The 21,530-nt window shown below is 61.0% G+C and carries 17 protein-coding genes; 11 read left to right on the top strand and 6 right to left on the bottom strand.

Annotated features, from left to right (window positions below; all coding sequences use genetic code 11):
• Nucleotides 1-199: 199 nt before the first annotated feature.
• The 3 genes from B5E67_RS08410 to B5E67_RS08400 form a co-directional block, all read right to left on the bottom strand.
• Nucleotides 200-886, bottom strand: a complete 687-nt coding sequence (locus tag B5E67_RS08410; protein WP_087384642.1) for a hypothetical protein — start codon at nt 884-886, stop codon at nt 200-202.
• 909 nt (nt 887-1,795) lie between these two features.
• Nucleotides 1,796-3,601 carry a 5'-nucleotidase C-terminal domain-containing protein gene (locus B5E67_RS08405; RefSeq protein ID WP_242956886.1) on the bottom strand — a complete coding sequence of 602 codons (1,806 nt, stop codon included), beginning with the start codon at nt 3,599-3,601 and terminating at the stop codon, nt 1,796-1,798.
• Nucleotides 3,602-3,910: 309 nt separating this feature from the next.
• The gene (locus tag B5E67_RS08400) at nt 3,911-7,888 is read right to left on the bottom strand and encodes an efflux RND transporter permease subunit (protein ID WP_087384640.1); all 3,978 of its coding nucleotides are present in this window, start codon (nt 7,886-7,888) and stop codon (nt 3,911-3,913) included.
• Nucleotides 7,889-8,467: 579 nt separating this feature from the next.
• Here B5E67_RS08400 and ricT point away from each other — a divergent pair.
• The 6 genes from ricT (at nt 8,468) to B5E67_RS08370 (ending at nt 12,987) form a co-directional block, all read left to right on the top strand.
• Nucleotides 8,468-9,388, top strand: coding sequence for a regulatory iron-sulfur-containing complex subunit RicT (ricT, locus tag B5E67_RS08395; protein WP_087246052.1), 921 nt, complete (start codon nt 8,468-8,470; stop codon nt 9,386-9,388).
• A 312-nt stretch (nt 9,389-9,700) separates the two neighbouring features.
• Nucleotides 9,701-9,871 carry a 4Fe-4S binding protein gene (locus tag B5E67_RS08390; RefSeq protein WP_087246054.1) on the top strand — a complete coding sequence of 57 codons (171 nt, stop codon included), beginning with the start codon at nt 9,701-9,703 and terminating at the stop codon, nt 9,869-9,871.
• A gap of 137 nt (nt 9,872-10,008) precedes the next feature.
• A complete protein-coding gene (locus B5E67_RS16045; protein WP_087365181.1) occupies nt 10,009-10,704 on the top strand; it encodes a methyltransferase in 696 nt (231 codons plus the stop codon).
• Nucleotides 10,705-10,864: 160 nt separating this feature from the next.
• Nucleotides 10,865-11,722 (top strand): 16S rRNA (cytidine(1402)-2'-O)-methyltransferase, encoded by an 858-nt coding sequence (gene rsmI / locus B5E67_RS08380; RefSeq protein WP_087384638.1) that lies wholly within the window; start codon nt 10,865-10,867, stop codon nt 11,720-11,722.
• A gap of 15 nt (nt 11,723-11,737) precedes the next feature.
• Entirely contained in the window at nt 11,738-12,226 is a 489-nt protein-coding gene (locus tag B5E67_RS08375) for a YfcE family phosphodiesterase (RefSeq protein ID WP_087246060.1), read from the top strand.
• Complete coding sequence (locus B5E67_RS08370) at nt 12,223-12,987, top strand: biotin--[acetyl-CoA-carboxylase] ligase (RefSeq protein ID WP_087246062.1); 765 nt, start codon at nt 12,223-12,225, stop codon at nt 12,985-12,987. Before B5E67_RS08375 ends, B5E67_RS08370 begins: the two co-directional genes overlap by 4 nt.
• 109 nt (nt 12,988-13,096) lie before the next feature.
• Here B5E67_RS08370 and B5E67_RS08365 read toward each other — a convergent pair whose 3' ends face one another.
• Nucleotides 13,097-14,395, bottom strand: a complete 1,299-nt coding sequence (locus B5E67_RS08365) for a D-alanyl-D-alanine carboxypeptidase family protein (RefSeq protein WP_087384636.1) — start codon at nt 14,393-14,395, stop codon at nt 13,097-13,099.
• Between the two features lie 95 nt (nt 14,396-14,490).
• On the opposite strand from B5E67_RS08365, the gene B5E67_RS08360 reads away from it, so the two are divergent.
• Nucleotides 14,491-15,027, top strand: a complete 537-nt coding sequence (locus B5E67_RS08360) for a gamma carbonic anhydrase family protein (RefSeq protein WP_087246066.1) — start codon at nt 14,491-14,493, stop codon at nt 15,025-15,027.
• A gap of 248 nt (nt 15,028-15,275) precedes the next feature.
• Here the strand turns inward: B5E67_RS08360 and B5E67_RS08355 are convergent, their stop codons facing one another.
• Nucleotides 15,276-16,229: a hypothetical protein gene (locus tag B5E67_RS08355; RefSeq protein ID WP_087384634.1), complete on the bottom strand. Its 954-nt coding sequence runs from the start codon at nt 16,227-16,229 to the stop codon at nt 15,276-15,278.
• A 54-nt stretch (nt 16,230-16,283) separates the two neighbouring features.
• Nucleotides 16,284-16,922, bottom strand: a complete 639-nt coding sequence (locus B5E67_RS08350; protein ID WP_087246070.1) for a rhomboid family intramembrane serine protease — start codon at nt 16,920-16,922, stop codon at nt 16,284-16,286.
• A 632-nt stretch (nt 16,923-17,554) separates the two neighbouring features.
• Between B5E67_RS08350 and B5E67_RS08345 the strand changes: the two genes are divergently transcribed.
• The 4 genes from B5E67_RS08345 (at nt 17,555) to B5E67_RS08330 (ending at nt 21,135) form a co-directional block, all read left to right on the top strand.
• The gene (locus B5E67_RS08345) at nt 17,555-18,307 is read left to right on the top strand and encodes an ATP-binding cassette domain-containing protein (protein ID WP_087384632.1); all 753 of its coding nucleotides are present in this window, start codon (nt 17,555-17,557) and stop codon (nt 18,305-18,307) included.
• Nucleotides 18,307-19,227, top strand: a complete 921-nt coding sequence (locus B5E67_RS08340; RefSeq protein ID WP_087246074.1) for a SufD family Fe-S cluster assembly protein — start codon at nt 18,307-18,309, stop codon at nt 19,225-19,227. Before B5E67_RS08345 ends, B5E67_RS08340 begins: the two co-directional genes overlap by 1 nt.
• Nucleotides 19,228-19,455: 228 nt before the next feature.
• Nucleotides 19,456-19,959, top strand: coding sequence for a GNAT family protein (locus B5E67_RS08335; protein WP_087246075.1), 504 nt, complete (start codon nt 19,456-19,458; stop codon nt 19,957-19,959).
• A gap of 78 nt (nt 19,960-20,037) precedes the next feature.
• A complete protein-coding gene (locus B5E67_RS08330) occupies nt 20,038-21,135 on the top strand; it encodes a dipeptide epimerase (protein ID WP_087365169.1) in 1,098 nt (365 codons plus the stop codon).
• Nucleotides 21,136-21,530: the final 395 nt, after the last annotated feature.

The following is a 21,530-nucleotide window of genomic DNA, read 5'->3' as shown; positions in this document are numbered from 1 at the left end:
AGGGACCCTATCTTTCGTGACGCAAAAGTTCTTTTGTTTTGGTGCGATCAACAACAGAAGGAATAGTGGTTAATTATTCCCCTTTGTCGCCACATCGGATGGGTTATTTACCCGAACCTCAGGCGGTCTCTTGCCCGAGATTCCTTACATCACTCCCGGCTATGGTGCTGCCGGGGGTGTTATAAGTGATTCAATTTGTTTAGCCCTGAACTGCAGTACGAGTGACAGTCACAGCAACAAAAGTAGCGGAGTTGGAAGCGCCAACATAGGTGCTATCCAGAGCCTTGGTTGCAACGCTGACAGAAACAACGTAGCTGTAATCATACTTCTGAACAGTACCTGCGTTGGTATTGTGCTCGGGCAGAGCCTTCAGATTATCCTTCAGTTCAGCAGCAACCTGCTTCACAGCCTCATCAGCGCCGACAGCACCGTTGACCACATAAATAGCGCCATCCTTAACGGTGGTATTGTTAATCATATTGCTTGCATACCAGTCCATCTTCAGATCAACTGCATCGATCTTCTTATCAGAAATTTTTGCTGCATCAATAAAGTCAGCAACCATAGCTTTGACGTCAGCCTGATTCTTATCTTCAAGCGAATCAACAGTCCGCTCCATGGACAGAACGCTCAGGCTCTGCTCGCTAATGTAGTTCAGAGACTTCTGCAGAGCTGCAGCATCAGCAGTATTGTCCTTGAAAGAGACATGGTCCAGATCGGTCACAGCCTTGCCCAGCTTGTCAGCAAAGGTAGTAGAGTAACCAGCAACAACAGTCTCGCCCTCGCCCTTGCCTTCGTCATTAGTGCCGTTGTCGCCACAAGCGGTCAGCATGCTGATGGCCATGACGCCAGCGAGCATCAGAGAAGCAATCTTCTTGAGTTTCATAATGAATTTTTCCTCCTTAATGGTGTAAAAAGATAGAGACCCAAAACAGGTTTCAAAGGAAGGTCCTTTCCTTTGTGTGCCTATAATACCATAACCCCCGGTGTCAAGACCCGATTTCAAGATTTTCCATTTTCGCTTTATTTTGTATAGTTTGGAAAGGCTCGTCTTGGATACAAGCCGTTTTGAGGACGGGAGAGGCGGAGGAAATTTCCCCGGTTCTGCCCTATGATTTAAAAATTCGCGGCGGCAAATTTGCAAAGAGCAATATGATCCTGAACGGCAGAAAGACGGCCAAAACCGAACTTTAAAAACAAAAAATCCCCGCCCCTGTGATGAACAGGAACGGGGATTCTGGTTTTATTGGGTCCTTCTGTGCGTTTTCATCTGTAGGACCTGGCAGAACGCCGGACTCACCGGGGCGCAGCCCGGGAACCTTCTAAAGCGGCTGAAACACTTTCCTCTTGCGGTGCCCTGCATTTTCAGTGCATCAAGGATGATGCTTGAAAATGCAGACCGCTGCGCCACTCACGGCTCCCTGTTTCATCCACTGGATGCGGTCGCCGTTCGTGCCTCTTGCGCTTAGCCGGTTTTTGCGGCGCGCCACGGCGGGCGCTTGCAAAAATCGGAGTGCGGCTCCGGTTTGCGGTGCCCTGCTTTTGCTTCAGGCGTCGTCGCGCCCTTGCAAAAGACAGACCGCTGCCCCTGCTCCGCCTCGGCTACGCAGCCAACTACAGCTCCCTGCTTCGTCCACTGGACACGGTTATCGCCGTGCCTTGCATCGTATCGTGCCGCAGGCACAAACGTCAGGAATGAGCCGGAGCATAACTGTCCCGTGGAAGTGTCGGAGACCCGGAAAGTGTATGGTACACAGTGAAAAGCTTTTTGCCTACTTTTTCTCGAAAAAGTAGGTTAGAAGGGGGCGATGTCCGTTTCGGTGATGGCGGTGGCGGGCAGGGTGCGGGTGTCCTGGTTCTCCGAGAGGGTCAGCTTGCCTTCCCGCAGGAGGGTGACCGCCTTGTCGTGGCTGGCTGCGTTCCAGTTGTTGCCCAGGATCTTCCAGTTGTTGTTCACATGAGGCTCAATGACGCCGCCCTTGACGGTCTGGATGTACTCGCCCAGCAGCTCGCGGATGCCGCCCACGTCGCCGCGGACGTCCATCTCCAGCAGCTGCGGCATGGCGTCGCCGGGAGCGAAGATGTCCGCCGCCATCAGCAGCTGGGTAGTGGCGCGGTAGTTGTTCACCGCAATCACAAAGCTGTCGCTGTCCTGCACCGGACGTCCATCGGGCCAGGTCAGATTCTTGATCCGGTTGCCAGGCTCCTGGGAAATGTCGATCTCATAGTTGACACCCTCAAAGGTATCGTACAGATAATACCGGGTGGAGGGATCAAAGGCGATGGTCACATCGCCCGGCTGCCAGGTCTTGAAGAAGGCAGCCGACCACTCCATGTAATCCCGCAGCTGGGCGCCGTTCATCTGCAGCTTGTACAGGGTGTTCTCGTAGGTGTAAATGCTGGTCAGGTCGCACTTGCGGATGGTGCCTTCCTTCATCTGGCTGGTCATGGAGGTGAGGGCCGTGGCCGAAACCTGGGCGCCGGTATAGTACATCTGCACCTCGTTGATGAAGTCCAGCAGGGCGGTATCCATCACCATGGGAGAGGGGATGTTCTCGATCTCGTTGTCGGGAGCCATATTGCCGCCCCGCAGCTCGCCGATGGGGATGACTGCGTCTGCCTTGGCCCGCTCATCGTAGGGGGCCAGCAGGGCCACCAGCTCGGGGTCTGCCTCATAATTCTTGATCTGCAGGCTCTCGGAACTGCGGCCCACTACCTTCCAGCTGCCGTCCCACTGGCGCTGCAGCTTCAGGTGAATGTCCGACAGGGTGGCGCCGGCGCTCTTGTTCTCGATCACCAGGACGCCGTTGATCTCCTGGCCGGGGATTTCCTTGTGGCCGTGGGCCGCGATGATGACATCAAACTCGGGGCAGGCGTTGGCCAGGTCGGTGACGCCCGAGCCGGCTACGCCGTACTCGTTCTCGGTGTCCATGTGCATGACGCCGATCAGCACGTCCACCTTGTCCTTGATCTGGTCCACGATCTTGCGGCACTCGTCCACCGGATTGGTGACGGTCCAGCCCGACAGGTTCACTGCATCCCAGCGGGTGATGTTGGGGGTGACCATGCCGATCAGGCCGATTTTGACATCCTTCTTCTGGATGATGGTATAGCCGTCGGCCAGGGCTGCGCCGTCGGGACCATACACGTTGCCGGTCAGAACCTTGGCTTTCTGCTGGCTCATGACCTTTTTGAGGGTGTCCATGCCGTAGTTGTACTCGTGGTTGCCCGGCACCCATACGTCGTAGCCGATGGCGTTCTGGGCGGCAATCATGGGGTGAACGTCATCGTTCAGGAACAGCTGGGCCGAGTTGCCCTGAATGGTGTCGCCCGCATCGATCACCAGGGTGTCCGCGGTGCGCAGCTGCTTGATGGCCGTGGCCTGCTGGGCCACGCTGCCGCTGGATTCCGCTTTGTTGGCTGCATAGTCCCAGGGATCGAATTTGCCGTGGGTGTCGCTGGAGGCCAGGATCTGCAGATCCATATTGAAGGGCCAGAAGCAGGCGGACGCCGACGGCGCAAGGCCGGTGATCGTTGCAGCGGTGGCGGTGACGCCCGCTGCGCGCATGAAGGTACGCCGGGAAATCTTATATTCTTTCATAATTTCCTCACTTCCTGGAGAAACAGACCAATGACTTTTTAAAAAAGTCGAACTGCCCTAAGTATACGGCCTACAACCCAGCTTTTCAATTGGTTTTTATGCAGAAAAGCGACGCTATTTTTTGTAAATCTTTACCAAGACTTCTTTTTATTTTACAAAAGCAAAGCAAGAAAACCGCCGTTTTTCTCAAACCGTCCGGTATCTTTTCGCCCTTTATTTTTCAACCAAAAAGCCCCCGTCCTTCCGGTGAGGGAAGGCGGGGGCTTTGGGGTGCTTTTGCGGGGTGCTCAGGGCACCCAAAACGGCGGATTATTCGTTGCCGTCGGGAGCGGGGCCGTCAGCAGGCAGGGCCTTGGGGGCTGCGCCGGGCAGAGCCTTGGCCGCATTCTGGAGGGCCAGGAACTCGGCGGCGTCATCGGGCACGTCGTCCAGGTCGTCGCCGCCCACATCAACCACGCGGGGCATCCGCTTGAAGAGGATATCGTACATCATGGGCACGATGTACAGGGTCATAAAGGTGGCGTAGGTCAGGCCGCCGATGATGACGATGGACATGCTGCTCATCAGCTGGCTGGCCATATCGTTGCTGAACAGCACCATCATCATGCCCAGAATGGTGGTCAGGGCGGTCATCAGGATGGGGCGCATACGGGTCTTGCCGGTGGCGATGAGGGCGTCGCGGCGCTCCATGCCGCCCAGACGCAGCTGGTTGGTGTAGTCCACAAAGAGGATGCCGTTGTTGACAACGGTGCCCATCAGGACGATGAAGCCCATCAGGCTCATCATGCTCAGCTGCTCGCCGATGCCCAGCAGGCCGATCATGCCGCCGGTGAAGGCCAGCGGGATGGTGAACAGGACGATGAAGGGGGACAGCAGGCTCTGGAACTGGGCCACCATCACCAGGTAGACGAAGGGCAGCGCCAGGGCCAGCCACTGGAACATCTGGCTCATGATGTCGTTGACGGTGCTGGTCTCGCCGCTGAGGGAGACGCTGTAGCCCTCGGGCAGGGCGCCGGAGGCGCTCCACTCGTCCAGCTTATCCTGCAGCTGCCGGGCCTGAACGGTGGTGTTGTAGCCTTCCAGGGTCTCGGCGGTGACGGTGATGCAGCGGGTCTGGTCCTCGCGGGTGATGGAGTCGGGGGTGGTGCCGTAGGTGATCTCGGCAAACTCGCCCAGGGTGTGCACCTCGGCCACCTCGCTGCCGTCGGCGGCGTAGTTGGTGGTGTTGAAGGTCATATCCATCAGGTTCTCGACGGTCAGGGGGTCGGTATCGTTCACGACCCGGACGGTCATGCTCTCGCCGTTGATGCTGATGGTGGTGGAATCGGTGGAGGTGGTGAGGCGGGCTGCAATGGCCTGGTAGGCCTGGGCCACCGTCAGACCGGCGGCGCGGGCCTTGTCCTTGTCGATGTGCAGCTCGATGGTCTGGTCGCCTGCGCCGAGGCCGGTGGTGGCGTTGGCAAAGCCCTCGGTGCCGTCGATCATCTCGATCACCTGTTCGCTCAGGCTGTCCAGGGTGTCGAAGTCGTTGCCGTAGATGGTCACCGACAGGCCGCTGCCCAGCAGGCTGGTGATCTCCGAGATGCCGTCGATGGTGACGGTGCTGGTGCAGTCGTAGGCGGCCATGGCCTCTTCCAGCGCCTGCCCCACCCGGGCGGCGTCGGACGCGCCGGCGCCGGCTTCCAGCTTGATGTTATAGGCATAGGTGCCGTAGCCGGTGGAAGTGGTGGACAGCAGGTTGGAGATGGTGCTGCCCAGCATCCCCACGTCGACGCCGTAGATGGTGGTGTCGGTGGTGACGCCCACCTCCTCCACCATCTCCAGGCCCATCGCCATTTCCAGGATATCCCCGGCCATGGCGTAGGACTCCTCGCGGGTCATGTCGCTGGGGGTGGAAACGCTCATGCTGATCTCGGTGCTGGTGACGTCGGGCAGCATGACCATGCCCATCGAGGCCACCCGCCAGACGCAGAAGGCCAGCAGGACCACCGTCGCGCCCAGCGGCGCGCCCTTGTGGTCAAGGCACCAGACGAGGGAGCGGCCGTACTTTTCCTGGATCCTGTCGAACCAGGGCCACTTTTTCACCTCGGCGTTTTTCAGGACGGTGGAGGCCGAAGCCGGCACCACCGTGATGGCCACGATCAGGGAAGCCATCAGACAGTAGCCGATGGTCAGGCACATGGGCAGCATCAGCTCCCGGGTGATCTGCTCGGTAAAGACCACCGGGAAAAAGACGCAGACCGAAGTCAGAGTCGACGACACGATGGAGCCGAAGACCTGCCGCGTGCCCTGCACCGCCGCGCGCGGGGCGGGGACGCCGCGGGCGCGCAGACGGTAGATATTTTCGATGACGACGATGGAGTTGTCCACCAGCATACCGATGCCGAGGGACAGGCCGCCCAGGCTCATGATGTTGAGGTCGAGGCCGGTGAAATACATCATGACCACGGCAAAGAGGACCGACAGCGGGATGCTGACGCCGACCACGATGGTGGGCTTGGCGTCCTTGAGGAAGAGGGCCAGGATCAGGATGGCCAGCACCGCGCCCTGCGCCATGCTGGACAGGATGCTGGAGATCAGGACGGTGATGTAGTTGCCCTGGTTGGACAGCACGCTGAAGTTGAGGCCCTCATACCGCTCTTCCAGCCGGTCGAAGGCGGCCAGGCAGGCGTCCGAGACGGCGTTGGCCGACGCGGAGGTGCTCTTGTAGATGTTCAGGACCACAGCCTGCTCGCCGTTCAGCCGGGTGAAGGAGGAGGAGGCGTTGTCCACCACCGCCACGTCGGCCACGTCCCGCAGATAAATGTCGGCGACGCCGTCGATGTGGAGCAGCAAAGCGCCCTCCAGGTCGTCGATGCTGTCGTACTCCTCGCCCACCTTCAGCAGCCAGGAGTTATCGTCCTTGTCGTCGATATAACCCGCCGGCATCGAGAAGTTCTGGGCGTAGATCAGCTGGGACAGCAAGTCGATGGTCAGCATATTGTTGACGTCGGCGTTGGCAAAGGCGCTGGCCTTGGCGGCCTCATACTCTTCCTTGTACTGGTCGTAGAGCTTCTGGCCCTCTTCCACCTGGCGCTGGCCCTCGGTGATCTGGAGGTAGGCCTCCAGCTGGGTCTGGCTCATTTCTGCATACACCGTCTCGAACTGATCCATCAGCTCGGGCACACGGTTCAGAGAATCCAGCACGTCCTGCATGGTGCTGTACACCACGTCCAGGCTCTGCTGAATCTGCAGGGTATCCATCAGGTCGCCGGCGGTGGAGCCGTCCCCGCCGGTCTCCTGGTCCAGCCGCTGCTGCAGCTGCTGGAGGGCGATGGTCAGCTCATCGGTCAGGTCGCGGATTTTGGACACCACATCGATCAGGTCGTCGATATCCCGCAGGCCGGTGGTGGAAATTTCGTCCATGATTTCGGCCAGGCCCTCCCGGACGCTGACCAGAGCCGCCTTGATCTCAGGCTCGTTGACGAAGGCGATCAGGTTGTCGATGGCGTTCATCAGGGTCTGGACCTTGTTGCGGATTTCCACAGTGGCGTCCGACACCATGCCGGCCACCCGGTCCACCACGCCCGAGGCAAAGACGTTGCCGAAGGTATCAATGGCCTCCTGCAGCTGGGCCTTGCCGTCCGCCAGCTGGGCGGCGGCGGCGTCCAGCTGTTCCTTGGCCAGAGCCAGCTGGGTGTCCACCTGTTCCAGCAGCAGGACGTTCAGCGCGTCGATCTTGTCCTCGTTCAGCTGCACCTGGATATACTGGCTGATCAGGCCGGTGGTCGAAATGCTGGACACGCCCTCCTGGCGCTCCAGCTCAGGGATGACGCTTTCTTCCAGAAAGTCGCTCAGATCATAGATATCGCTGCCTTCCCGGCCCACCGCCACCGTCATCAGGGAGCTCATGTCCATGCTCAGCTCCAGAATGGAGGGGGTCAGGCAGATGTCGGGCAGGCTGTCGGCGTTCTGGTCCAGGGTGTTGGACACCTTGACCATGGCGCTGTTCATATCGGTGTCCGCCGCAAAGCTCAGCTGCACGATGCTGTAGTTCTCGGCCGAGGTCGACGTGATGCTGGACACGCCCGCCACGGTGCCGAGGGCGCTTTCCAGCACTTCCGAGACCTCCGTCTCGACCTTTTCGGGGCTGGCGCCGGGATAAACCGTCACCACCATCAGGTAGGGCGTGCTGATATCGGGCAGCAGGTCGGTGCGCAGGTTGGTCACCGACACAAAACCCATCAGGAACACGATCAGGACCGCGACCAGAACGGTGAATGGTTTTTTAACACTGTACTTTTCCATGAATCTTCCCTTTTTGACTTGCGCCCAGCGCCGCAATACCGCGGCAGCGCGGGCCGATTGTAGCTGGAATGCCGGCGCGGACGGCCAAACGCCCTGCCGGAGGGGGCATCTGTGCCCCATGCATATTTAAAAACGGACAGGCGGCCCGGCTTATTGCAGTCATATTTTACAATCTGCAAAAACAGACCTGATTCTGCCTCGAACAAAAAATTTCCGGCGTTGCAATGCGGGTTCCCGGAGGGACCCGTCCGCGCCGGGAATCGACCCGAAAGATGGCGCAGAGCCAGAAAACCGGGAGCCAGTGCAAAACCGGCCTGCGGCCGCCCCGCGGACGGCGCCAAAACCATTATTTTACACTGTCTCCCGTCGTTATTTTGGCTGTCGATATCTGCCCTAATTATACACGAAACTACCGAGCTTGCAAGAGCCAAAATGTGATTTTTTTGAGGATGCTTTACCACTTTTTCCATTGGGTCCTTATTTTCCGATGGAAAACCCCCAAAAAATATGATATACTGTTAAGATGACAGCCTGTTGGGGCTGTCGATCCATTGCGCAACACAGTGAGGTTTATATACGATGAAACAGGCTATTGCCGTCCGTTTTGAAGAAAACGGAAAAGAGACCTATTTTGACCCTGCCGGGCTGGACGCCCACGCAGGGGATTATGTGATGGCCGACACCGAGCACGGCCCGGCCTGCGGCCAGGTGGCCCGGGACCCCCAGCCCACCCCCGACTATCTGCTGCCCAACCCTCTGCGGCCTTTGCTGCGGATGGCGGACAGCGTGGACATCCGCCGGATGCACCAGCGCCAGAACGAGGACAAAAAGGCCTGGCGGATCTGCCGGGAATGCATCGACCGCCACGGCCTGGAAATGAAGCTGGTCAAGGTGGAGTATGCCCCCGACCACTCCAAGGTAACCTTCTACTTCACCGCCGACGGGCGGGTGGATTTCCGCGAGCTGGTGAAAGACCTGGCCAGCACCTTCCATATGCGGATCGAACTGCGCCAGATCGGCGTCCGGGACGAGAGCAAGATGATGGGAGGCATCGGCCTGTGCGGCCAGACCTTCTGCTGCAGCCGTTTTCTGCGGGATTTCCAGCCGGTGTCCATCCGGATGGCCAAGGAACAGGGCCTGTCCCTCAACCCCACCAAAATCAGCGGCTGCTGCGGCCGTCTGATGTGCTGTCTGGGGTACGAGCAGTCGGCCTATGAGTACCTGAACAGCATCCTGCCCATGGTGGGCAGCACCGTCCGCACCCCCGACGGCACCGGCACCGTGGTGGAGACCAACCCCATCTCGGGCTATCTGCGGGTGCGTCTGGTGTCGGAAGCCCTGGCCCCCAAGTACTACAAGGCCAGCCAGTGCCAGTATATTTCGGGCGGCAAGCGGGCTCCCCGCCGCCCCGATCCCGACGACGACTACTCCGGCATGCGGGACCCCGCGCCGGTGGTGGCCAGCGCCGACGACCCCGCGGATTTTGACGCGGAAGAATGAGGGTTTTGGGGAAAAGGCGGTTAGTTATCATTAACCAACCATCGTGATTTTTACCGAAAAACCCGATGTAAACTCCCCGAAAGTTAGCGGATGCTTTTGTGCATTCAGACAAAAACACATCTTTGTGTTCTGCACGCGCACGGTTAGTCTTGCCTTTTCGGTTTGTCTTTGCTACAATCGGCACAGGAATAGACGCCCTGATTGACGGCGTTTCCTGAGAGAGGCTGGCTGCGGCCGTGCAGGAGCAAACCTCTGGGGGTGGTTCCCCGCCACATAAGTTCTTGAGGCACGGGTCGAAAGGAGAGTTCTATTATGGCACATAAGGTTTCTGACGCATGCATCGGCTGCGGCGCTTGCGAGGGCGCTTGCCCCGTTGGCGCTGTGAAGGTTGAGGACGGCGTGGCTGTCGTCGACGCTGGCGCTTGCATCGACTGCGGCGCTTGCGAGGGCGCTTGCCCCACCGGCGCTATCACCGCTGAATAAGCGGTTTCGCCACAAAGCAGACCAAAGCGGCGGGCCCGAGAGGGTCCGCCGTTTTTCCGTTTTGATCCGCCGGGCCGTCCCGGCGCCCTTTTGACCGTCCCGCCGCCGCTTTGCCCCAAAGGAAACAACGCCAGACTATGGAACATTCAACGGAAATTTTGTATAATAAGACCAGCATCTACTGCACTCCGGTCCACCGGTTCGGCACCGACGCGCTGCTGCTGGCCCGTTTCGCCCTGCCGGGGCGGAACCAGCGGGCCGCCGATCTGTGTTCGGGCTGCGGGGTGGTGGCGCTGGAATGGCACGACAAGGGCCACCGGGGCCCCTGTCTGGCCCTGGAGATCCAGCCCGAGGCCAGCGCCCTGCTGGCCCAGGCGGCCGCCGACCAGGGCCTGGACCACATCCGCCCGGTCTGCGCCGATCTGCGGCTCTGGCAGCCGGGCCCCGAGGAGGCCGGCCGGTACGATCTGGCCGCCTGCAACCCGCCCTATTTCACCGCCGGGCCCGCCAGCCCCGACCCCGCCCGGGCCGCCGCCCGCCACGAAGGCAGCTGCACCCTGGCGGATGTCTGCGACTGCGCCTTTCGGCTGCTGCGGGACGGGGGCAAGCTGACCCTTTGCCACCGGCCGGAACGTCTGGCCGAGGTATTGGCCACCCTGCGGGAACACCGGCTGGAGCCCAAGCGTCTGGCCTTTGTCCGCAGCCGTCCCGGGGCGGAGCCCTGGCTGTTCCTGGTGGAAGGCCAGAAAAACCGCCGCACCGGGCTGCGCCTAGAACCCGACGTCCTCATCAGCGCCGGGGCCGCCCTCTACGGCAGCGGCCACCCGGGCTGAGGCAGCAGAATACAGCTTCAGCTTCAGTTACAGTTACAGTGTTATCACGTTTTGAAAACCACTGGTTTTGCACCTGAGAACCACCAGACTGCAGGCCAAAACCATTCCCCCGACCGCGGGAAACCTGTGGTTTTCACCTTTTCTTTTGTGGGAGGACCCTATGGCCGGAACACTCTATATCGTTGCCACCCCCATCGGCAACCTGGACGACATGACCCCGCGGGCCGCCGCGGCTTTCGGCGCCGCCGACTTTGTGGCCGCCGAGGACACCCGCGTCACCATGCGGCTGCTCAACCATCTGGGCCTGAAAAAGCCCATGGTCAGCTATCACGAGCACGCCCTGAACCGGGGCGAGGGGATTCTCCGCCGGATCGAGGCGGGGGAGACCTGTGCCCTCTGCTCCGACGCCGGCATGCCCTGCATCTCGGACCCGGGCGAGGTCATTGTCCGGGACGCGCTGGCCCGGGGCATCACTGTCACCCCTGTGCCGGGGGCGTCGGCCTGCGTCACCGCCCTGGCGGTCTCGGGCCAGGACACCTCCCGGTGGGTATTCGAGGGCTTTCTGCCCGCCGAGCGCCGTCTGCGCCGCAAGCGCCTGGCCGCTCTGGACGGGGAAATGCGCACCATCATCTTTTATGAGGCGCCCCACCGGCTGCGGGGCACGCTGGACGAGCTGTCCGCCGCCTTTGGCGGGGACCGCAGCATCACCCTCTGCCGGGAGCTGACCAAGCTCCACGAGGAAATCTGGAAAACCACCCTGGCGGAGGCCGCCGCCCATTACGCCCAGGCCGAGCCCCGTGGCGAATACGTCCTGGTGATGGCGGGCGCCCCCGAGGCCAGTTCTGCCGACGTCCCCACCCCCGAGGAGGCCGCCGCCCATGCCCTGGCCCTGATGCGGGAGGAGGGCTTGTCCCCCTCGGCCGCGGCCAAAGCCGCCGCCCAGGACACCCCCTATGGGAAAAGCGAGATCTACAAGCTGCTGTTGACCCTGCAGGAGCAGGACGGCGGCGCAGAATAAAGGAGCATCATCTTCATGACAAAGCTTTTGATCCTGAGCGACAGCCACGGCAGCCCCGAAGCCGTCCGCCGCATTCTCACCGCGGAAAGCGATGCCGACGCCGTCATCTTTCTGGGGGACGGCCTCCACGACCTGGAAAAGGCCCTGACCGCCGTTCCCAAGATGCGGGTGTACTCGGTGGCAGGCAACTGCGATTTCGGCGCGCTGGAGCCCCTGGACGGCCTGGCCGCCTTTGACAGCGTGGTGCTGTTCTATACCCACGGGCATATGTACGGCGTCAAGTACGACCTGGACACTCTGGCCGAGGCCGCCGCAGCCCGCGGCGCCGAGGTGGCCCTTTTTGGCCACACCCACATTCCTCTGTCCGAGCAGCGGGGCACCGTCCTGCTGTTCAACCCGGGGTCCTGCGGGCGGTGTTATGTGGGTCCCGACACCTACGGCGTCATGACCCTGGCCGACGGCCAGGTGGTCCGGGCCGAACACAAGGAGGTGCCCAAGCGGTGAGCATCAACGAGGTCCGCTTTGTCCCTGAGTGCGACAGCACCAACAGCTACGCCAAGGAACACATCGAGGAATTCGGCCCGGTGGCGGCGGTGTATTCCACCAGCCAGACCGCCGGCCGGGGCCGCCGGGGCCATACCTGGGTCAATGCCGCCGGCCTGGCCCTCTACTATACCGTCATCATCAAGGTGCCGGTGGTTCAGCCCGAGACCCTGCCCCTGCTGTCCAGCCTGGCCGTCCGCAAGCAGCTGTCCCTCCGCTATGGCGTGGACTGCGCCATCAAGTGGCCCAACGACCTGCTGCTGGGCGGCAAAAAACTGGTGGGCATCCTCTGCGAGTCGGTGCCCTACGGCACCAACCAGGAGGGCCGGGCCTATCTGTGCGGCATCGGTATCAACCTGGCCCAGCCCCAGAGCTATTTTGACGCCGCCGGGCTGCCCTATGGCACCTCTCTGCTGCTGCAGGGGGCCAAGGTAGACCTGGAAAACGATCCCTCCTGGCTGGCCGAAGGCCTCACCGATTTCGGCTTTGACCGGGAGCTGTACACCTTCGGTCCCGACGGCTTTGCCCCCTACCGGGAGGAATACGCCGCCGCCTGCGTCAATCTGGGCCGCCGGGTCACCTTTGACCAGCCGGGCGGCGCCGGCGAGGGAACCGCTGTGGCCATCGACGACGACGGCCGTCTGATCGTCCGCACCGACGCCGGCCAGGAACACATTTTCACCGGGGAAGTCTCGGTGAGCGGCATCTATGGCCATGTATAAGGGCTGTATTTTATCCCATTTGTAAACCAAAGAGCAAAAAACAACCGGCCCGGCGTGCATTGCACTTCCAGGCCGGAGATATTTGCAGATATTTGACGCAGGGGCAGGATCAGCGGCGGCGTCTCCGGCGTCCTCTGCGGCGGAACAGGCCGGGCCCGCCGCCGGTGAGAACGCTCAGCAGAGCCAGCACCAGCAGGATCACCAGCAGGGCCGGCAGCAGCTTGAGGGTGGCGATGCCGTCGGTGCGGAAATCCGAGACGTATTCCTGATGGGTCACCAGATCCACCGTGCCCACCTCATAGCCGTCCAGCCAGACGGTGGCGGTGCCCACCACCTGACCGTTTTTCACGGTGGCCCGGATGCTCTCGGGCAGGTCGAAGGTATAGGTGACCTCATCGTCGGGATGGCCGTAGCCGTTCACCGCGTTGGCGGCGTACAGCTCCACCTCGGGCTGGGTCCGGCACTGGGTCAGGGGAACGGTGGTGAGCATGGTCTGGGTGTCGGTGAGCTGACGGTCCCGGAAGGTGGCAAAGGTCCAGTCCAGGATTTCGGCGCATTCCCGATAAATATTGTCCATATCCGATCCCAGCACCACCAGACCGTAGGTGTGGCCGTCCTTCTGGGCAAAGGTCACATAGCACCGCCCGGCCAGGGTGGTGAAGCCGGTTTTCATGCCCCGGATGTAGTCCCGGTAATAGGCGTATTCCGGGTCCAGCATCAGGTTGGTGGTGGTGATCTCCCGCTCGTTGGCGTGGAGGTTGGTGGCAGGGAGGGTATAGGTCACCGTCTGGGCGATTTCCATGTAGGTCTCATTGGCGTAGCAGGCGGCCGCAATCTTGGCCAGGTCCTGGGCCGTGGAGACGTTGCCGTAGTCGTACAGGCCATGTACGCAGGTGAAATTGGTGTTGGTGCAGCCCAGCTCCGCCGCCCGGGCGTTCATCTTGGCCACAAAGGCGGTTAGGTCCCCGTTGCAGACGTCGCTGGCGATGACGCTGGCCGCGTCGTTGGCGCTGGCCACCAGCAGCCCGTACAGCAGGTCAATCCGCCGCACCGTCTCGCCGGTGCGCAGGCCGATGGTGGTGCCGTTGGCGTTCTGGATGTCGGTGAACTCCTGGGTCAGGGAGGTGGGAATGGTGATTTCCGCCTGCAGGTCCAGGCCGCTCTCCAGATACAGCAGGGCCGTCATCATTTTGGTGAGGCTGGCCACATAGCGGGACTGGTCGGCGTTCTGCTCCAGGATGGTCTTGCCGGTGTCCAGATCAAACAGATACACCGACTCATCGGGGTAGGTGGTCTGGATGGGCATGGGGTAGGCCGCCATGCCGGGCAGAGCCAGCCAGACGGCCAGCACCAGCACCGCCGTCAGGGCGGCAGCCCGGCGCAGCACCGGGCGGAGAAGTTTATTCATGAACAGGCCTCCTTTGGAGCGGGACAAACGCGCCATTTTTGTTTTCCTTACAAAGATACCACAAAACCAGCAAAAGAGAAAGGTGGTTTTTGACAATGTTCGCTTCTGTCTGTGGAAAAACGCCCCGGGATGAGGGCGCGGCCTTTGTGGCCGACAGCGCCGCGGTGGTGGGGGATGTGACCCTAGCCCCCGGCTCCACCGTCTGGTACGGCGCCGTACTGCGGGGGGACGAGGGTTCCATCTATGTGGGCGAAAACGCCAACGTGCAGGACAACGCCGTCCTGCACTGCGACTCCGGCACCCGGATTTACCTCCACCGGGATGTGACGGTGGGCCACGGGGCCATTGTCCACGGGGCTGAGGTGGGGGAGGGCTCCCTCATCGGGATGCACGCCACCCTGTTGAACGGCTGCAAGGTGGGCAAGGGCTGCATCATCGGAGCCGGGGCCCTGGTGCCGGAAGGCAAGGAAATCCCCGACTACTCGGTGGCGGTGGGGGTGCCCGCCCGGGTGGTGAAAGAGATCAGCCCCCAGCAGCTGGCCGCCTCCCGGGCCAACGCCGAAGCCTATGCCCGGCTGGGGGCCCAGCACGCCGCAGCCATCCTTTTACAAAACGCGAAAAATGAGGAATGATGCGGGTTTTTGCGCCTCACAAAAGGGGCTCGAACCTTTTTACAGTTTCTTCACAGCTTTGTAACCATTTTCACGCAAAGACTGGGTATACTACAATCACAAGCCAGCGGGGCCGCAACCGCTGACTTGCACATGATTCCTCCTCACACCCAAAGTAATACCCCACACAGAACCCTCGTCCAGGTGTACCGCAAGCGCCTGTTCGGGGGTTCTGTGCATTTCAGGGAAAAGCTGCCGGGCCGGGCGGGTCAGAACCCCGCCCCCAGGACCTGCAGCACAATTTTCACATTTACCTGGCGTTCCAGCTGTCCGATGGCCTCATCCGCCATCTGGATGGCCCGGGCCGCCTTTTGTCCTGTCAGGGGGGTCAGGCTGCTGCTCCGCAGGCCCGCCGCCCCATAGGCGCAGAAATCCCGCAGGAGGGCCGCTGCCCCCGCCTTATCCTTTTCATAGCCCGCCAGCAGCACCGAGGCGGCGTAGTTGTCCGAGGCGGCTGCCGCTTTGGCCAGGGCCTCGGCGGCCTCCAGCTGTTTGCGCCGGGCCGGGTCCTGTGCCGCCGCCAGCACCGCGCCGATCCGCCCCTCAAAGAGGTCGGACAGCCGGGCGGCGGTTTTTTTGTCCACCCCGCGCTGGGCGCAGAAGGCGGCGCATTCCTTCACCGGCACCGGCGCCAGGGCAAAACTGACGCACCGGCTGCGGATGGTGGGCAGCACCCCCGCCAGGGACTGGGCCGTCAAAATGAACAGCACCCCCTCGGGGGGCTCCTCCATCACCTTCAGCAGAGCATTGGCCGACTCGCCGTTCATCCGCTCGGTGTGGTACAGCAGCACCGCCCGGCCCTCGGCCGACAGGCTGGTGTTGAAAATCTCGCTCCGCATGGCGGTGACCTGACCCACCAGGTACCGGCCGCCGCTGCCCATCCCTTCCACCGAGATGGCTTCCCGGACCACGCCGGTCTCCACATGGCCGCTGGAGCGGTCGCCGGCCTTGGCCACCGCCTTACAGCACTCGCCCCGCAGCAGGGCCTCGGCGGCGGGGCCTCCCGCCGGGTAGAGATAATCCGCGGCGATGCACCGGGCCGCAAACCCGGTGCCCAGCCCTTCCTCGCCGATCAGCAGCAGGCTGTGGCTCAGACGCCGGTTCTCCAGCATCCGGCCCACTTCCTGTTTCAGGGCCTCATTGCCCGCAAGACGCTCCAGCATCCGTTCCACAGCCTCCTTGTTGTGTTCCGTTTTGGTTGACTTCCTGTGAAAAGCTTACCGCCGGTTCATTCTCCGCCACTGCTCCCGGCGATACCAGGCCCGGATATTGGACCACACCACCGGCGCAAAGAACAGCGCAAAGCCCGCCATGGACAACAGATAGTTGAGCTTGCCCATCCAGCCCACCGACAAAAAGCTGAGCACCCAGATGGCTCCCGCAAAAATGCCCAGGTACTTTACCTTCAAAGGAATAAAGAAGAACAGCAGCACCTGCATGTCGGGGTAGAGGATGGCAAAGGCCAGCAGCAGCGACAGCTCCAGACAGTAGGTGTCGGCGCTGCCGGTGACCAGGCAGGCCAGGATCGCTCCCAGCATCCCCGCCAATATATACAGATTGAACCGGAAATCCCCCCAGGCCGCTTCCAGCGCCGACCCCACAAACCACAAAAAGTAGGCCGCAATCACAAAGTTCAAAATGCTGCCCGAGGAGAAGGGCACAAACAAAAAGGTCACCAGCCGCCAGATCTCCCCCGCAAACAGGGCCGACCGGTTCAGCATCAGATAATAGGTGATATAGCGGTTCACAAACAATTCCACCGCATAGACGACAATCTGACCGCCCACCAGAAACGCAATCAGATTCGGAATGCAGTAGCGGCCAAATTTCCGCTCAAGCTTGGTCAACCAGTTCATAGTACGCCTCCCATTGACCTGTAGGATATGCGGCCCTGCGTCCTTTTGGACCCGGGGCCACGATTGGCTTTTATTGTATCATGTTTGGGCGGGCCATTCAACCGGGCGGGGAGTTTTTCACTCTTTCCACCGGGTTTTCCACCGTTTTTACTGGCAGCGGGAGGAATTTTCCGCCTCTTTTCCACTCTTTCAACGGAGTTTTCAACAACTCCACTTTCCATCCGTTTATACATGAGGTAAACCACAGCCCCCTTTTTCACCCCTTTGCGCCCATCATTCACCCTTCTTTTGCTGAAATTTTGTAAGTTTGACCGTCAAATTCTATTTCATTTAAAATCCGCCAAATCCTATCTTCTTCCCAGGTTTTCCGATTCGGAATAGGAAAAATCACACTTTTCAACATGGGCCCCTGAACAGGAATCTTTGGGAGGCCGTGGAAAACTTTTCCCTTTTTTAACACAGACTTTTTATTTCCTAGTTAAATTATAGGATTGACACCATCTGCCTTTTCAGGTATAATTCCCTTGCGAGGTTGAAAGGCCCGTCCAGCGGGCCATACTCCCTCCAAGCAAACCAAATTCAACACGAGCCTTCTGCACCCAGAAGGCGCAGCTTCAACGAGGTGTCATTCCATGCTGGAACTCGAGCATATATCTTTTGATGTCCCGGGCGAAACAGGTCAAAAAGAGATCATCCGGGATATCTCTCTCACCATTCCCGACGGGGCATTTGTGGCCATCACCGGCCCCAACGGCGGCGGCAAGTCCACCCTGGCCAAGCTGATCGCCGGCATCGAGCAGCCCACGTCCGGCCGTATCCTCTTTGACGGAGAGGACATCACCCATATGAGCATCACCGACCGCGCCGCCCGTGGCATCAGCTATGCCTTCCAGCAGCCGGTCCGGTTCAAGGGCATCCAGGTGCTGGACCTGCTGCGGATTGCCGCAGGCAAGGACCGGCCCTTGAGCATTGCCGACGCCTGCGCCTACCTGTCCGAGGTGGGCCTGTGCGCCAAGGATTATGTCAACCGCGAGGTCAACGCCAGCCTGTCGGGCGGCGAGCTGAAGCGGATCGAGATCGCCACCGTCCTGGCCCGGGGCCAGAAGCTGTCGGTGTTTGACGAGCCGGAGGCCGGCATCGATCTGTGGAGCTTCCAGAACCTGATCCAGGTCTTTGAGCGGATGCAGCAGAAGAATACCGACGGCTCCATTGTGGTCATCTCGCACCAGGAACGCATCCTGAACATCGCCGATGAAATCGTGGTGCTGGCGGCCGGCAAGGTCACCCAGCACGGCCCCCGGGCAGAGATTCTGCCCGGCCTGCTGGGCACCACCTCCGCCGTCACCGCCTGCAGCGCACTGGAACAGGGAGGCAGAGACGCATAATGCTGGACAACATTCAGAAGCAGATTCTGGCCGAGGTGGCCGATCTGCACACCATACCCGAAGGCGCCTACAACATCCGCGCCAACGGCCAGGCCGTGGCCCGCAACTGCACGGCCAACATCGACATCACCCCCAAGGACGACGGCACCGGCATTGACATTCACATCAAGCCGGGCACCAAGCACGAGAGCGTCCACATTCCGGTGGTGCTCAGCGAGAGCGGCCTGAAGGAGACGGTCTACAACGACTTTTTCATCGGGGACGACTGCGACGTGCTGATCGTGGCAGGCTGCGGCATTGACAACTGCGGCAACCAGGATTCGGAGCACGACGGCATCCACCGGTTCTTTGTGGGCAAGAACGCTCACATCCGCTATGTGGAGAAGCACTACGGCCAGGGCGACGGCCTGGGCATGCGGATTCTCAACCCCGTCACCGAGGTGCACCTGGACGAGGGCGGCTCCATGGAGATGGAGATGGTCCAGATCAAGGGCGTGGACTCCACCAACCGCAAGACGGTGGCCGATCTGGCCGCCGGCGCCCGTCTGGTGGTCCGTGAGCGCCTGATGACCCACGGCCGCCAGGTGGCGGTCAGCGGCTACGAGGTGACCCTGAACGGCGCTGGTTCCAGCGCCGACGTGGTGTCCCGTTCGGTGGCCCGGGACCGTTCCTATCAGAAGTTCGACGCCCTCATCACCGGCAACGCACCCTGCTCGGGCCATTCCGAGTGCGACGCCATCATCATGGACCACGCCCGGGTCCTGGCCGTGCCCCAGCTGGACGCCAACGACCTGGACGCTGCCCTGATCCACGAGGCCGCCATCGGCAAGATCGCCGGCGACCAGATCACCAAGCTGCTGACCCTCGGCCTCACCGAGGAGGAAGCCGAGGAGCAGATCATCCAGGGCTTCCTGAAGTAAGGTCCGGGCCGGAAACTTTCTCTGCGGGGACCGCCGCCCCAAAAACGGCGATGCTGGGCCTTTCCTTCGCTTCTGTCCAACTTTCGACATAAAAATATAGAATTTTCAGTAAAAATGTAGTATACTAAATCTATCGCCGGCGGGCACGGCATCCGTTTGGCCCCCGGCACGGCAGGAGAGGGAATTGACTTACGCAACCCCAAGTTTGACAGAGAAGGTGGAGGATTCATGTTTCGTGGAGCAAATCGGTTTGAGCTGGATCAGATTATGGAGGTTTACGCCCGGGCCCAGGCGTTCATGGCCGAAAACGGGAACCCGACCCAGTGGGGGGATCACTACCCCTCCCGTGAACTGATCGAGGAGGACATCTTGTCCAACCGATTGTTCGTCTGTGTCATCAACGGAGAGCTGGAAGCAGTCTTTGCCTTTGTTCTGGGCGAAGACCCTACTTATAAAGTGATCGAGGACGGAGAGTGGCTCAGCAACGGGCCCTACGGTACCCTGCACCGGCTGGCATCCGCCGGCCACCGCAGCGGCATCGCCCGTCTGGTCATCGACTGGTGTCTGGAGCACTGCGAGAGTCTGCGGGCCGACACCCACGCCGACAACAAGATCATGCAGCACGTGCTGGAGACCAACGGGTTCTCCCGCTGCGGCATCATCCATGTGGCGGACGGGTCGCCCCGCATTGCCTACCAGAAACTGGGCATCCGCCAGTCCCTGCGGGAGTGAGCGGGTCAAACCAAAGGATTTGTACACGGGGGACGGCGGGCTGCCGTCCCCTTTTTGGTGAAAAGAGGGGGAATCCTTATGAAGATCACACAGGTACGTCTGGGCCGGCTGTCGGTGCCCCTGCGGGTGCCCTTCAAGACCGCGCTGCGGACGGTGAACAGCGTCGAGGACATTGTGGTGGAGCTCCACACCGACACCGGAGCCATCGGCTATGGTGAAGCGCCCCCCACCGGCCCCATCACCGGCGACACCGCCGGGGGAATCGTGGGCGCCATCCGGGAACTGATCGCCCCGGTGATCCTGAACCAGGAAGTGGACGATTTCGAGGCCCTGACCGCCCGGGTCCAGAAGGCCGGCGTCCACAACACCAGCGCCAAAGCGGCGGTGGACATGGCCCTGTGGGACCTGTACGGCCAGCTGCATCACATTCCGGTGCACAAGCTGCTGGGCGGCGCGCGCCGCACCCTGGTGACCGACATCACCATCAGCGTCAACCCGCCCGAGGAGATGGCCCGGGACGCCCTGGACGCGGTAGCCCGGGGCTACGACTGTCTGAAAGTAAAAGTCGGGGCCGACCCGGCCCTGGACACTGCCCGGCTGGCAGCCGTCCGGAAGGCAGTAGGGGACGACGTCTGCATCCGCATCGACGCAAACCAGGCCTGGACGCCGCGGCAGGCGGTGCGCATCCTGAACGAGATGCAGGACAAGGGCCTGGCCCTGGAGCTGGTGGAGCAGCCGGTGCCGGCGGCCGACCTGGAAGGTCTGGCCTACGTTACCCGGAACAGCTGGGTGCCGGTGATGGCGGACGAGAGCGTATTCTCCCCGGCAGATGCCATGAAGATTTTCCAGAACCGCGCAGCGGATTACATCAACATCAAGCTGATGAAATGCGGCGGCATCACCAACGCCCTGCGGATTGCCGCAGCGGCGGAAGTCTACGGAGTCGAGTGCATGATCGGCTGCATGCTGGAGGCGAAAATCGCCGTCAACGCCGCCGTAGAGCTGGCCTGTGCCCGGAGCATCATCACCCGGGTAGATCTGGACGGCCCGGTCCTGTGCAGCGTAGATCCCATCCAGGGCGGCGCACGCTTCGACGAGCGCCTCATCACCGTCTCGGACGATCCCGGCCTCGGCATCCACGGCATCGACCCCTCCTACTTTTTCGAGAAAAAGTAGGCAAACAGCTTTTCAATGTGTACCATACACTTTCCGGGTCTCCGGCGGTTCCGCGGGGCCGTTTCGCCCCGGCTCGCTCGTTACGTTCGGGCTGTGCCCGGGTACGATGCAACGCTTTACCAAACCCGGGTTCCATAATTTATTCTATGAATTGATTGGCCTGAACAGGGGAGACCGTACGCACACATCATCCCATTCCCCGGTCAGGTCTTTCGCCTGCACAAACCTGCTATAAAAACAAAATCCTCGCCTCCTCTGGGGCGGGGATTTTTTATTATACCTTATATAGTCCGCAGCCCCCATCCCCAGCAGAGGAAACGGAGTCCGTTCGTGCCTCATGTACCCTTTCATCATCATGCGGGGCGACAGCATTCTTTGCTGTCGCCCCTTATTGG

It is taken from the genome of Faecalibacterium sp. An122, assembly GCF_002160895.1.
Lineage (GTDB): Bacteria > Bacillota > Clostridia > Oscillospirales > Ruminococcaceae > Faecalibacterium.
The sequence above is the reverse complement of the archived record's forward strand: the minus strand, read 5'-3'. Positions and strand labels throughout refer to the sequence as shown.